This is a genomic window from Streptomyces sp. NPDC050085 (assembly GCF_044460595.1).
Lineage (GTDB): Bacteria > Actinomycetota > Actinomycetes > Streptomycetales > Streptomycetaceae > Streptomyces.
The window spans coordinates 366732-379121 of sequence record NZ_JBITJZ010000004.1; the positions used below are offsets into that span (position 1 = coordinate 366732).

The following is a 12390-nucleotide window of genomic DNA, read 5'->3' on the forward strand; positions in this document are numbered from 1 at the left end:
CCCCGCCTGATCGGCGGGGCTTGGTCCGCCCCGGCGGCGCGCATACCGCACCGTGAGCCCTTCGCGTCGCACCCTCGGATCCGTGACCACCAGGAACCGCCTCCTCGGCGCCCTCGCCCTCGCCCTCCCCTCCCTCGTCGGACCACTGCCCCCCGCCCCGGCCCAGGCCGCCGCTCCCCTCTGCGGGAACCCCGCCTGGACCCTGGCCACCCGCACCCCGGCCAAGCCCGACGACCCGTTCCACGCCTACGCCGGCAACGGCTACCTCGGGGTGCGCGTGCCGCCCCCGGGCGCCGGGTACGCCGCGCCCGGCGCCCCCGACGCGAAGACCGGCTGGCCGCTGTACACGCACCCGTACGACGGCTCCTTCGTCTCCGGCCTCTACGCGCGCGGGCCCGCCCACACCGCCCATCGCCAGGCCGTCGCCGCCCTGCCCTCGTGGACGGGTCTCGACGTGCGCGTCGGCGGCGAGACGTACGGGCCCGGCAGCCGCACCACGGGCTACCGGCAGAGCCTCGACCTGCGCTGCGGCATCGTGCGTACGTCCGTCACGTGGCTGCACGAGGACGGGCGGCGCACCGATCTGACGTACGAGGTGGTCGCGGACCGGGCGCGGGCGCACGTCGGCGCGGTGCGGCTGCGCGTCGTCCCGCACTGGAGCGGCGCCGTCACCGTCACCGACCGGATCGACGGCGCCGGCGCCCGCCGCATCGCCCCGACCGGCGCGGGCCCGCACGGCAAGCGCACCGCGGCCGTCGGCTTCCGGACGGACGGGACCGGGACGGACGGGGCCGTCGCGTCGACCCTGCGCGCGCCGGGGCGCACTCAATCCGCCCGCAGGTCAAGGGACTTGAGCGTGAGCCAGCGCGCGGACTTCGACGTCAGCAGCGGGTCGCGGTACGACGTCACCAAGTACGTCGGCGTGGACACGGCCCTCACCTCGCGCTCGCCCCGGGCCGCCGCGGCCTCCGCGTCGCAGCGCGCCGCCGCGGCCGGGTGGGACGCGCTGCTGCGTGAACACACCGCGGCCTGGCGGACGTTGTGGACCTCCGACATCGAGGTGCCCGGGCGGCCCGAGCTGCAGGCGCAGGTGCGCGCGGCCCAGTACGGGCTGCTCTCCTCGCTGCGGCCCGGCGCACGGAACAGCATCGCGCCGACCGGCCTGAGCAGCGACAACTATGCGGGCATGGTGTTCTGGGACGCGGAGACGTGGATGTTCCCCCCGCTGCTCGCGACCCGGCCCGAGCTGGCGGAGCCCGTGCTCGCCTACCGGTACCGGACCCGGGCGGCGGCCGCGGACAACGCGCGCAAGACGTCCGTCGGCGGGCTCATGTACCCCTGGACGAGCGCGGGTTCGGGCTCGTTGTGGGGCGAGTGCCAGAGCTGGTACCCGCCGCACTGCGTGATCCAGAACCACCTCCAGGGCGACATCGCGCTCGCGGCCTGGCAGTACTACCAGGCGACCGGCGACGAGAAGTGGCTGCGCGCGCAGGGCTGGCCGCTGCTCAAGGGCCTTGCCCAGTACTGGACTTCGCGGGTGACGAAGAACGAGGCGGACGGCTCCTACTCCGTCAAGGACGTCGCCGGGCCCGACGAGTACAGCAACGGCGTCGACGACGGCGTCTACACGAACGCGGTCGCCGCGACGTCCCTGCGCGCCGCGGCGAAGGCGGCACGGATCGTCGGGCAGCGCCCCGGCGCCGACTGGACGCGCATCGCCGACCGGCTCCGCATCCCGTACGACACCAGGCGCAAGGTCTTCCTCCAGTACGCCGGGTACGACATCGGGCACGCGTCGCCGATCAAGCAGGCCGACGCGGTGCTGCTGCTGTATCCGCTGGACTGGCGGCCCATGCCGAAGGGGGCGGCGGCCGCGACGCTCGACTACTACGCGGCGCACACCGATCGCGACGGCCCGGCGATGACGGACTCGGTGCACGCCGTCGCGGCGGCGGCGATCGGCGAGCCGGGCTGTTCGACGTACACCTTCCTGGAGCGGGCGTCGCGGCCGTTCTTCCGGGGGCCGTTCGGGACGTTCTCGGAGTCGCGCGGGTCGAAGGCCGGGGCCGGGGACGCGCTCGCGGGAGAGCCGGCGCAGGACTTCCTCACCGGCAAGGGCGGCTTCCTGCAGGTGTTCACGCACGGTCTGACGGGGCTCAGGCTGCGCGACGACGACGCCGTGCACCTGGACCCGATGCTGCCGCCGCAGTTGTCAACGGGCGTCACGGTCAAGGGACTTCAGTGGCGCGGCCGGACCTATGACGTGGCGATCGGGGCCGAGCGGACGACGGTCCGGCTGACGGCGGGGCGGCCGTTCACCGTGGACACCCCGGCCGGGCGGAAGACGGTGACCGCGGGCGGGCTCACGCTCCCGACGCGGCGTCCCGACCGCACGCCCACCTCCGACCTGGCCCGCTGCCGCCCGGCGACGGCGACGTCCGAGGACCCGGGGCAGTACGCGGGCGCGGCGGTGGACGGCAACCCGGCCACGACGTGGCTGCCCGCGCGTCCCGGCGGGGCGCTCACCGTGGACCTGGGCGCCGAGCGGGCCGTGCGCCGGGTGACGGTGGCGGGAGCGCGGGCCCGGCGGGTCGAGACGTCGGCGGACGGGCGGCGCTGGGTGCCGTTCGCGCCGGGCGGCGCGGCCCGGTTCGTACGCGTCACACAGACCGGTGAAGTCGCCGAGCCCGTCGGGGAGTTGACCGTCACGTGAGCGCGCCTGTCAGTTGAGCTTGGTGTCGCCCTGGGCCTCCAGCACCTTGCGCAGGCCCGAGGCGACCTGCTCGCACTCCTCGGGGGCCAGCGGGGCGAGGATCTCCTCGTAGTCCCGCAGATGGGCCGCCATCACCTCGTCGGTGAGGGCGCTGCCGCGCTCGGTGAGCCGGATCCGCACGGTGCGCCGGTCGGCGCCGTCCCGCACCCGCTCGACCAGGCCCTTGGCCTCCATGCGGTCGATCCGGTTGGTGATGGCGCCCGAGGTCACCATGGCGGCGCCGAGGAACGCGCCGGCGGTCAGCGTGTAGGGCGGGCCCGAGCGGCGCAGCGTGGTGAGCACGTCGAACTCGCCCACGCCCAGCCCGAATTGGGCGTGCAGCGTCTTGAAGTGGCGGTCCAGCACGCGCTGCATGCGCTGGATGCGCCCGAGGATCTCCACGGCCTTCAGGGCGTCGCCCAGTTCGGGCCGCTCCTTGCGCCACTGCTCGACGATCAGGTCCAGGGCGTCGGCCATGCCCGTCCTCCACTCTCGCGTGCGCTCCCGCGCTCCCACCATTTCTCTCAATCTTAAGAGGCTTGACGTTGAACAACCAAGCCTGCTTTTATCTCAACGTTAAGAGAGTCAACCTTAAGACGAACTCGGAGCCAGCCGCATGTCCCTGCCCCTGCACCTCGACCCCGCCGCCCAGGACCTCCTCTTCCGCGAGGCCCGCACCGCGAACACGTTCACCGCGGAGCCGGTCACCGACGGACAGCTGCAGGCGGTGTACGACCTGGTGAAGTTCGGCCCGACCGCCTACAACCAGTCGCCGCTGCGGGTCGTCCTGGTCCGCACGCCCGAGGCGCGCGAGCGGCTGCTGCCGCACCTGGCCGAGGGCAACCGGGCCAAGACCGCCACGGCCCCGCTGGTCGCGATCCTCGCCACGGACTACGAGTTCCACGAGGAACTGCCGCGGCTGCTGCCGTTCGCGCCCGGCGTGAAGGACTCGGTGTTCGGCGAGCGCCCGCTGCGCGAGCGGGACGCCGCGCTCAACGGGGCGTTGCAGGCCGCCTACTTCCTCATCGGCATCCGCGCCGCCGGGCTCGCCGCAGGACCGATGACCGGATACGACGCGGAGGGCCTGCGCAAGGAGTTCCTCGACGCCGACCACGCCCCGCTGATGGTGGTCAACATCGGCCGCCCGGGCCCCGACGCCTGGTTCCCGCGGCTGCCGCGCCTCGCGTACGACGAGGTCGTCACGGCGGTCTGAGCCGTACGCCCCGCCCTGCCCGTCCCTTTCTCGCACCGCAGTCCCCAGGGGGAGCCATGTCCGTCCTGCCCAAGACCGCCGCACCCGCCGCCGCCCGCAGCACGGCCCGCGCGGGCGGCGAAACGCGTCAAGTCCCTGTCCTGTGGCTGGCGTTGCTCGCCACACCGGTCGCCGCCGGGGCCAACGCGCCCGTGCTGATCCTCGGCGACATGGGCCGCTCACTCGGCGTTGCCACGACCGGCGCCGCCTGGCTCGTCACCACGTTCGCCTGGGCCATGTCCGTCGGGATGCCGCTCATGGCGACGCTGCTGCGGCGTCGCGGGACGCGGGCCGCGCTGTGGACCGGCGCCGCGCTCACCCTGGCCGGCACCGTCCTGGTCGCCGCCGCGCCGTGGCTGCCGCTCGCGCTGGTCGGGCGTGCGGGGCAGGCGGTGGGCGGCGCGGGCCTGATCGCGGTCGCGATGAGCCTCGCGGGCAACGCGCGGCGGATGGGCGTGATCAGCGCCGGGTTCGGCATGCTCGGCGCGGCCGGGCCGCTGCTCGGCGAGCGGCTCACGGGCGCGGTGTCCTGGCGGGCGGCGCTCGCCGTGTCGGTGGTCGCGCTGCTCGCGGTGCCCGCGGTGGGGCGGCACGCCAAGGAGGCCCCGCCCGCCGAGGGCCGCTTCGACCTCAGGGGCGCACTGGCCCTGACCGCCCTCGCCACCGGCCTGATCCTGCTGCCGACGTACCCGCTGCCCGCGGTCGCCGCGGCGCTGGTCGCGGCCGCGCTGCTCGCCGCGCACATCCGCCGCCGCCCCGAGGGCTTCGTCCCGGCGGGCGTGCTGCGCACCCCGGTGTTCCGTACGGCCACGCTGCTCGCGCTCGCGCTCTCCACCTCGTACTTCGTCCTGCTGTTCGCGGTGCCGCGGCTGATCGCCGACCGCACCGACTGGTCGAAGGGCTCGGTGGCGACGGGCCAGCTGATCGCCCTGCTCACGGGCTCGGCCCTGGCGCTCGGCTTCGCCGCGGTGTCGGCGCGGCTCGGCCGGACCCGGGTGCGCACGGCGCTGATCGCGGCCGGGGGCGCGGCCGCGGTGACGGCGGTGTTCGCCCAGTCGGCACCGGTGCTGCTGGCGGCGGCGGGCGCGGCGGTGTTCGGCGCGGCCGGTGCGAACGCCACCCAGTCGATGGACGCGGCCTCCGCCGTCCCGACCGCCCAACGCCCCACGGCCATCGGCCTGTTCACGCTCGGCTACCAGCTGGGCGGGGCGCTCGGCCCGGCGCTCGCGACGCTGCTGGTGCTCCGCTAGCCGTTCCCGGTCAGTCGCGGGTCGAGTCGAGAAGGGCGACGCAGCGGTCCAACAGGGCCGCGAGCGTCGCCCTTTCGTCGTCCGTGAACTCCTCGGCGAGCGCCCGCTCCACGCGCACGGCCCGGAGGTCCGCCGCCGCGGTCAGCGCCCGGCCCTCCTCGGTGAACGTGATCTCCAGGACGTTCTTGTGCCACTCGTGCGGGGTGCGCTCGACGAGGCCGCGCTCCTGGAGGTTCTTCAGGACGGTGTTCATGGTCGGCGGGGTGACCCCGCACAGCCGGGCGAGGGCCGCGGCCGAGATGCCGGGGTTCTCGTCGAGATAGAGGAGCGCCGCGTACTGGGCGACGGTCAGACCGGCCGGCTTCACGGCGGCGAGCTTGGCCGCGTTCAGCGCCTGTTCGGCGCGCTTGATGTGGGAGCCGAGGCGCTCCGAGACCGGCAGGGACGTCATGCCCGCATGCTACCGCGCACGTCATTAGCCCCTTGACGACCATTAGTCATCAGACGGCCGTGAGTCCACTGGCATCAATTAGCTTCTTGACGAGCATTAGAGTTCTAATCTACGTTCGTGAGCTAACAGCTAGCGACCAACAGCCAACGACTGACAGCGGCCGGGGCGCCCGAAGCGCCCGGCCCGATGGGGGTTCCTTCATGCGTCGCACCTTCGCCGCCGCCACCGCGCTCGCCGCCCTGGCCGTCGCGGCACCGCTCACCAGCACCGCGTACGCCCAGGACGGCGCGGGGCCGCACCGCACCCGGGTGACCACCGCCTTCACGCTCCCCGGCGAGCGCGTCTATCCCGAGGGCATCGCCACCGACCCGCGCGACGGCACGGCGTACGTCGGGTCGTTCGAGACGGGGGCCGTGTACCGCGCGACCCCCGGGCAGCGCACCGCCGAGGAGTTCCTGCCCGCGGGCGCCGACGGGCGGCACACCGCGAACGGCCTGCGGGTCGACCGGGCCGGACACCTCTGGGTGATCGACTCGTCCACCGGCGTCATGGTCTACGACCTGCACAGCCGCGAGCTGCTCGCCCGGTTCGACGCACCCGGCGACGGGCCGCGCCTGGTCAACGACCTGACCGTCACCCCGGACGGCACCGCCTATCTCACCGACTCCCTGCGCACCACCGTCTACCGCGTGACCCCCGAGCAGGTGGCGCGCGGCGGGCACGCCGACCTCACCCCGTGGGCGGACCTGAGCGGCCTGATCAACTCCGACTCGTACACCCTGAACGGCATCGTCGCCGACGCCTCCGGCCGCCACCTGTACGTCGTCGACATGGGCGCCGGTGACCTGTACCGGGTCAGTACGAAGGACGCCTCCGTACGCCACGTCGCCCTGCACGGGCCGCAGTTGACCAACGGGGACGGGCTCGAACTGCGCGGCGACACCCTGTGGGCCGCCCAGAACCTGGACAACACGATCACCCGCTGGCACCTGGACGGCGGCGGCGCGGCGGCCCACGTGGAGCGCTCGGTCACCGACCCCGCGCTCCAGGTCCCGACGACGCTGACGCACGACCGGGGGCGGCTGCTCGTCGTGCGCTCCCAGTTCGACCACGGCGGTCCGCTGGGCGGGGGCACGCCGCAGGGACCGTTCACGGTGGCGGCCGTCGACGGGATCTGACCAGCGACGACGCCGCCGGTCCCACCCCTTGGATCTTGTCTTACGGGCAGGGCGGCGGAATGTTAGCTTGCCCCCGGCCATTTCCAGGGGGGACTTCAGTGAGTCGTGAAGCCGCTGCTCAGCAGCTCCGTACCGCCACTGCGGCGATCATCGAGGCGTACCGTGCGGGCCTCGGACGGCTCGGCAGCCCGCTGGTGTCCCGCGAGGACATCTGGCGGCAGTGCCGGCACCAGGCGCAGAACATCGTGGCCGAGTGCGCACAGGCGCTGGAGGCCGGGAAGTACGCGGAGCCCCCGGGCGTCGGCGAGTACACGCGGCTGCTCGGGGCGCACCGCGTCGTCCAGCAGGTACCGGTCTCGGAGTCGGTGCGTGCCGTGGAGGTGCTCTGGCAGGCCATGCAGGGCGCGATCGGGCAGGCCGTCGCCGCCGTGCGGCCCGAGGAGCGGCTCGCGGCGACGCAGACGGTGGGCGCCGCGTTCCGGGCCTCGACGGGGAGCCGCCTGTACCAGGGGATACGTGGCTACGAGGAGGCCAGGCAGCCGCTCGGGCAGCCACTCGGGCAGCCACTCGCCGCCGAGACGGCGGAGCGCAGCGCCGAGGCGCCCGCGCACGAACAGGTCCTGGACCTGCTGACCCTGCGGGAGCGGCAGATCCTGGAGGCGGTGCGCGACGGGCTGACCAACCGGCTGATAGGGCGTCGGCTCGAGATCAGCGAGGCGACGGTGAAGCGGCATCTGCACAACGCGTACCGCAAGCTGGGGGCGAGTTCACGGGTGCAGGCGCTCAACAAGGCGTTTCCCGCCGGAATTTGAGCCTGGCGCCGCCCGCCGGGCTCACACGACGGCGAGCACCGCCACCAGCAGCAGGTTGGCCGCGTACTGCGTGACCATGAACGCCCGGTACGCGCCCCGCCGTTGCTGCCGGTCGGCGTTCGACCGGCGTGCGTCGCGCAGTACTTGGGCGACGACCCAGGCCGCCCCGGCCGCCACCGGCACCGTGCCCACCAGGGCGAGCGGGGCCCACCGGGCCGCCGCCACCGGACCGGCCACGCCCACCAGGACCGCGCCCAGCACCGCGAGGGCCCGCGCCGCCGCCATGCCGCGGACGACCGCGACCGTGCGCCGGCCGCCCGCCGCGTCACCGCCCGCGTCCCCCAAGTCCTTGACCAGGGCGCCGACCAGCGCCATCCAGGCCGACATCACGAGGCCGAAGACGACACCGGTGGCGGTCCAGCCCGACCCGGCCGCCGCGACACCGGCCGCGTACGAGGCCGCGCCCATGCCGAACACCACCAGTGCGCACCGCACGCTCGAGTCCTTGGCCCGCACCGGGCCGACCGAGTAGGCCCAGCCGAGCAGCAGGAATCCCACGACCCAGGCGAGCACTTCGCCGCCCGCGAGCGCGCCGAGCACCAGGGCGGCCGCGGCGAGCAGCGCCGTGACGACCGCCGCCGTACGGACCGGGAGGGCTCCCCTGGCGATGGGCCGCCGGGAGCCGTTGGCGCGGTCCTCGCGGACGTCCGTCACACCGTTGAGCAGGTACGCGCAGGACACCGCACACCACCAGGCCGCCATGCCGAGCACGGTGCGCGACAGGGCGCCCGGCGCCTGCACGGCGGACACCGCGCCCACCGCGAAGCGCAGCACGAACATCGTCTGCACCAGCGGACGCGCCTCTGACCAGCACAGACGCGCCGTCTCAGGCACGCTGCGCCACTGGACGTCCAGCGCGCGAGCCGGCCTTGAAACTCTCGGAATGACCCCGGAATCGCTCACGGCCGCAGCCTAAAAGCGGGCTCGGGTGCACCTCCATACAACCATCGGCGTACGGGGTGTACACCGGCGTACACCCTCCCTGGCCCGTTGGTCGCAAGGCACTGTGAGGCCCCGAATTCGTGGTGCACGATGAGTTCCGCCGCGGCCCGGAGAGGCGAACTCCCGGGCCGCACAGGCGAATTCGATGCACTCAGTCAGAGGGGCTTTTCACAGATGCGTACGCGGGTTTTCACATGACGGCTGACACACGGGCTGATGTACGGGCCGCCACCCGGTCCGAAGCCGCGAGGAGCATGGCGGCGATCGGCTGCAGCGGGCACTACGACGGAAAACTCGCCCTGTACGACATCACCGTCTCGCAGGCACACGTCGCGATGCTGCAGAAGCAGGACATCGTGCCGCCGGACGCGGCCGTCGAACTGCAGCGCGCCCTGGAGGAGTTGAAGCAGCGCATCCGGTCCGGGGACAGCGTGCTCGACCCCGAGGCCGAGGACGTGCACACCGCGATCGAGCAGTACCTGGAGACGCGGATCGGCGCGGACGCGGGCTGGCTCGGCACCGCCCGGGCCCGCAACGACCTCGCGGTGACCGCGCTGCGGCTGTGGATCCGCGACCAGGTGATCGCGCTGCGGTCGAAGATCCTGGCGCTGACGCAGGCGCTGCTCGAGCAGGGCGAGAGGCACGCGGCGACCGTCATGCCGGGTTTCTCGCACCTGCAGATCGCCCAGCCGATGACGTTCGGCCATGTCTGTCTCGCGTATGCCGAGACATTCCTCCGTGACGCCGAGCGGATTTCCTTCGTCCTCTCCCTGCAGGACGAATGCCCGATGGGCGCGGCGGCGCTGGCCGGCACCGGATTCCCGATCGACCGGCAGTCCGTCGCGGAAACGCTCGGATTCCGCCAGCCGACGGCGAATTCCCTCGACAGCGTCGGCGACCGGGGATTCGCGCTCGACTTCCTGAACGCCGGTGCGTCGGTGGCCCTGAACCTTTCGCGGTTCAGCGCGGAGCTCGTCTTCTGGTCGTCGCAGCCCGTCGGCCTCATCACGCTGCCCGACGAACTGATCAGCGCCTCCTCGGCCATGCCGCACAAGCGCAACCCCGACGCGGCGGAGCTGATCCGCGCCAAGAGCGGCCGGGTCCTCGGCAACCTCCACGCGCTGCAGACCGTGGTCAAGGGCCTGCCCCTGAGCTACTTCCGGGACCTGCAGGAGGACAAGGAGCCGCTGTTCGACACGGCGCAGACCCTGACCCTCTCCCTGGACGCCGCCGTCACGATCGCGACCCTGATGGAGCCGAACGCGGACGCGATGCGGGCGGCCCTCGACATCAACTTCGTCACCTCCGGCGACCTCGCCGACTGGCTGACCCGGGAGCGCGGCATCCCGTTCCGCACGGCCCATCACCTCGTCACGGACCTGGTGCGCCTGGCACAGCAACAGGGTTGCTCCCTGGGCGAGTTGTCCCAGGAGGACCGGCGCGGCGTCGACGAGCGCCTGGCCTTCGAGCCGTGGCCCGACCTCACCGTCGAGGCCTCGGTCGCCTCCCGTGCCAGCAGCGGCGGCACGGCCCCCGAGCGCGTCAGGGAGGCCGCCGCCCAACTCCGGGCCAGGCTCAACGAGTTCATCGAGTTCGAGAACGACTTTTCCGACCAGGAAATCATCACCCGCAGTACCACGCACGAAGGAGCGACCACGTCATGACCGCCACCCTGCTCGAGACGCCGGCACAGCAGCTGTCCGCCGACGCCCTGGACACGTACAAGAAGCAGTACTGGCAGGACGGTTACACCATTCTCCGCGGGCTCTACACGCCCGCCGAGATCCAGGCGTACCGCGACGAGGTCGAGCGGCTCTTCCACCTCGACGGCCTGGACGACGACCTCAACCTGCGCACCGAGTTCCGCCGCGGGCCCGACGGCCGCTACGCCTTCGACCGTCTCGACCCGGTCCTGGACATCTCGCCCGGGATGACGGACGCCGCCAAGCACCCGGCGCTGCTCGGCGCGCTGCGCACGATCCTCGACGGCTCGCCCGAGGTCCTCAAGTGCAAGCTGATCCGCAAGGAGCCGGGCACCAACGGCTACATCCCGCACCAGGACTTCCTGTACTGGCAGTGGCTGAACGAGAACCCGGACAAGCTGTGCACGGCGGTGATCAACCTGTACCCGAGCGACGCCCTCAACGGCGGACTCGGCTTCTACCGCGGCACGCACCACGAGCTGCTGCCGGGACCGGCGAGCGACCCGGGCGCGGACTGCGACCCGACCGCGCTGAACGCGTCGACCATCGACGTGCCCTCCCTGGAGGCCGGTGACGTCCTGGTCTTCCACTCGCTCGCCGTGCACTTCAGCGGCCGCAACGCGGGCTCGGTCCCGCGCACCGTGCTGCTGCCGTCGTACTGCGCGACCGAGGACACCGGCCTGTACCGCAAGTACTACCGACGCGAAGTCGTGCGCCGCTGCAAGGAGATGGTCGGCTTCGAGCGCTACTTCGAGCGCAACGCCGCCATCTGATCCCCCTCACATCCAAAGGTGCCTGACATGCAGCATGTCCTTCTGCTCCACCCGGTCTCCTCGTGGTCGCTGAACCGTGTCGCCGCGGTCTGCGACCGCGAGAAGTGGCGGCTGACGATCGTCACGATCGACAGCTCGACGGTCGGGGACGGGACCCCCGGCCTGCACGAGTGGATCAGAGTGCCGGAGCTGACGAACTCCCCGCAGGACCTGCTGGCGCAGATCGGGGCCCGCCGCTTCGACGCGGTGGTGGCGGGCAACGAGTTCGCGGTCATCGCGGCGGACGTGCTCGCACGGGAGCTGGGCCTGTACCACAACGACGTCACCGCGATCCGGGCCTCGCGGGACAAGGCGCTGATGCGGGAGGCCTTCGGGCAGTACGGCGTCCCGCAGCCGCAGGTGATCACCCGGCTCAACTCCCTGGAGGAGAGCCGGGAGTTCGACTGGCAGAGCGTCACGTTCCCGGTGATCGTGAAGCCGATCGACATGGCGATGAGCCTGTTCGTGCGCAAGTGCCACACGCAGGCCGAGGTCGAGGAGACCCTCGCGAAGATGCTGGACTTCAAGAAGTCGCGGCTGACCAACCTCGCCTACACGCAGGGCGCGCTCGTCGAGGAGTACGCGGACGGACCGGAGTTCAGCCTCGAGTGCGTCGTGCAGGACGAGAAGGTCGTCGCCCACGCACTGACGCAGAAGTTCCTGTCGGCGCCGCCGATCTGCCACGAGATCGGCCACATCTCGGGCAGCGACATCCCCGACCAGCACCGGGAGACGCTGCTCGGCGCCGCCGAACGCATCGCGAAGAGCTGGGGCATGCCGCAGGGCGTGATGCACATCGAGTTCAAGATGGACGACGAGCGGATCAGCGTGATCGAGGCCGCGGCCCGTCCCGTCGGCGGCCACGTACCGGAGATCGTCGAGCTGCAGCACGGACTGCACCTCGAAGAGGCCTTCCTGTACGCCCGGTTGGGCCTCGACTGGAAGGCGCCCGAGCCCGGCCCGCGCGGGACCTGGCACGGCATCCGCTTCCACTTCGCCGAACGCGCGGAGACGGCACGGCCGCAGAGCGTCGAGGTGGTGTACGACGTCCGCGACGACGGCAACACCGTGCCGGGCGCGGAGCACTTCTCCGTGAACCGGCGGCTCGGCCACGCGGTGCTGCGCGGCGACGCGCTGAGCGACCTCGACACGTACATCCGCACGCACTGATGAACCGG

11 protein-coding genes are annotated in these 12390 nt (G+C 72.6%); 8 read left to right on the plus strand and 3 right to left on the minus strand.

The annotated features are described in order from the left end of the window. Window positions 1–82: 82 nt before the first annotated feature. A complete protein-coding gene (locus tag ACIBUY_RS17770; RefSeq protein ID WP_399152990.1) occupies window positions 83–2713 on the plus strand; it encodes a glycosyl hydrolase family 65 protein in 2631 nt (876 codons plus the stop codon). 9 nt (window positions 2714–2722) lie between these two features. Here the strand turns inward: ACIBUY_RS17770 and ACIBUY_RS17775 are convergent, their stop codons facing one another. Next, complete coding sequence (locus ACIBUY_RS17775) at window positions 2723–3229, minus strand: MarR family transcriptional regulator (protein WP_365568951.1); 507 nt, start codon at window positions 3227–3229, stop codon at window positions 2723–2725. 145 nt (window positions 3230–3374) lie between these two features. Here ACIBUY_RS17775 and ACIBUY_RS17780 point away from each other — a divergent pair, with 145 nt between their 5' ends. Further along, window positions 3375–3965 carry a malonic semialdehyde reductase gene (locus tag ACIBUY_RS17780; RefSeq protein ID WP_365569105.1) on the plus strand — a complete coding sequence of 197 codons (591 nt, stop codon included), beginning with the start codon at window positions 3375–3377 and terminating at the stop codon, window positions 3963–3965. Window positions 3966–4021: 56 nt separating this feature from the next. Next, window positions 4022–5254: an MFS transporter gene (locus ACIBUY_RS17785; RefSeq protein WP_399152991.1), complete on the plus strand. Its 1233-nt coding sequence runs from the start codon at window positions 4022–4024 to the stop codon at window positions 5252–5254. A 10-nt stretch (window positions 5255–5264) separates the two neighbouring features. On the opposite strand, the gene ACIBUY_RS17790 is transcribed toward ACIBUY_RS17785, so the two are convergent. Continuing rightward, window positions 5265–5705, minus strand: coding sequence for a MarR family winged helix-turn-helix transcriptional regulator (locus ACIBUY_RS17790; protein ID WP_399152992.1), 441 nt, complete (start codon window positions 5703–5705; stop codon window positions 5265–5267). Between the two features lie 200 nt (window positions 5706–5905). Here ACIBUY_RS17790 and ACIBUY_RS17795 point away from each other — a divergent pair, with 200 nt between their 5' ends. Both ACIBUY_RS17795 and ACIBUY_RS17800 read left to right on the plus strand, forming a co-directional pair. Further along, window positions 5906–6883, plus strand: coding sequence for an SMP-30/gluconolactonase/LRE family protein (locus ACIBUY_RS17795; protein ID WP_399152993.1), 978 nt, complete (start codon window positions 5906–5908; stop codon window positions 6881–6883). 98 nt (window positions 6884–6981) lie between these two features. Next, window positions 6982–7695 carry a LuxR C-terminal-related transcriptional regulator gene (locus ACIBUY_RS17800; RefSeq protein ID WP_399152994.1) on the plus strand — a complete coding sequence of 238 codons (714 nt, stop codon included), beginning with the start codon at window positions 6982–6984 and terminating at the stop codon, window positions 7693–7695. A gap of 21 nt (window positions 7696–7716) precedes the next feature. On the opposite strand, the gene ACIBUY_RS17805 is transcribed toward ACIBUY_RS17800, so the two are convergent. Further along, window positions 7717–8589 carry a UbiA family prenyltransferase gene (locus tag ACIBUY_RS17805; RefSeq protein WP_399152995.1) on the minus strand — a complete coding sequence of 291 codons (873 nt, stop codon included), beginning with the start codon at window positions 8587–8589 and terminating at the stop codon, window positions 7717–7719. A gap of 302 nt (window positions 8590–8891) precedes the next feature. Between ACIBUY_RS17805 and argH the strand changes: the two genes are divergently transcribed. Genes argH through ACIBUY_RS17820 form a run of 3 tightly spaced genes read left to right on the plus strand, consistent with a single transcriptional unit; the run spans window position 8892 to window position 12382 of the window. Beyond that, complete coding sequence (gene argH, locus ACIBUY_RS17810) at window positions 8892–10361, plus strand: argininosuccinate lyase (RefSeq protein ID WP_365568969.1); 1470 nt, start codon at window positions 8892–8894, stop codon at window positions 10359–10361. Further along, the gene (locus ACIBUY_RS17815) at window positions 10358–11173 is read left to right on the plus strand and encodes a phytanoyl-CoA dioxygenase family protein (protein WP_365568972.1); all 816 of its coding nucleotides are present in this window, start codon (window positions 10358–10360) and stop codon (window positions 11171–11173) included. The genes argH and ACIBUY_RS17815 overlap by 4 nt, the downstream gene beginning before the upstream one ends. 27 nt (window positions 11174–11200) lie before the next feature. After that, window positions 11201–12382: an acetyl-CoA carboxylase biotin carboxylase subunit family protein gene (locus ACIBUY_RS17820; RefSeq protein ID WP_399152996.1), complete on the plus strand. Its 1182-nt coding sequence runs from the start codon at window positions 11201–11203 to the stop codon at window positions 12380–12382. Window positions 12383–12390: the final 8 nt, after the last annotated feature.

Coding starts and splice junctions, on each gene's coding strand:
- argH (WP_365568969.1), top strand. CDS start 8,892: ATGACGGCTGACACACGGGCTGATGTACGGGCCGCCACCCGGTCCGAA.
- ACIBUY_RS17790 (WP_399152992.1), bottom strand. CDS start 5,705: ATGACGTCCCTGCCGGTCTCGGAGCGCCTCGGCTCCCACATCAAGCGC.
- ACIBUY_RS17815 (WP_365568972.1), top strand. CDS start 10,358: ATGACCGCCACCCTGCTCGAGACGCCGGCACAGCAGCTGTCCGCCGAC.
- ACIBUY_RS17820 (WP_399152996.1), top strand. CDS start 11,201: ATGCAGCATGTCCTTCTGCTCCACCCGGTCTCCTCGTGGTCGCTGAAC.
- ACIBUY_RS17795 (WP_399152993.1), top strand. CDS start 5,906: ATGCGTCGCACCTTCGCCGCCGCCACCGCGCTCGCCGCCCTGGCCGTC.
- ACIBUY_RS17775 (WP_365568951.1), bottom strand. CDS start 3,229: ATGGCCGACGCCCTGGACCTGATCGTCGAGCAGTGGCGCAAGGAGCGG.
- ACIBUY_RS17785 (WP_399152991.1), top strand. CDS start 4,022: ATGTCCGTCCTGCCCAAGACCGCCGCACCCGCCGCCGCCCGCAGCACG.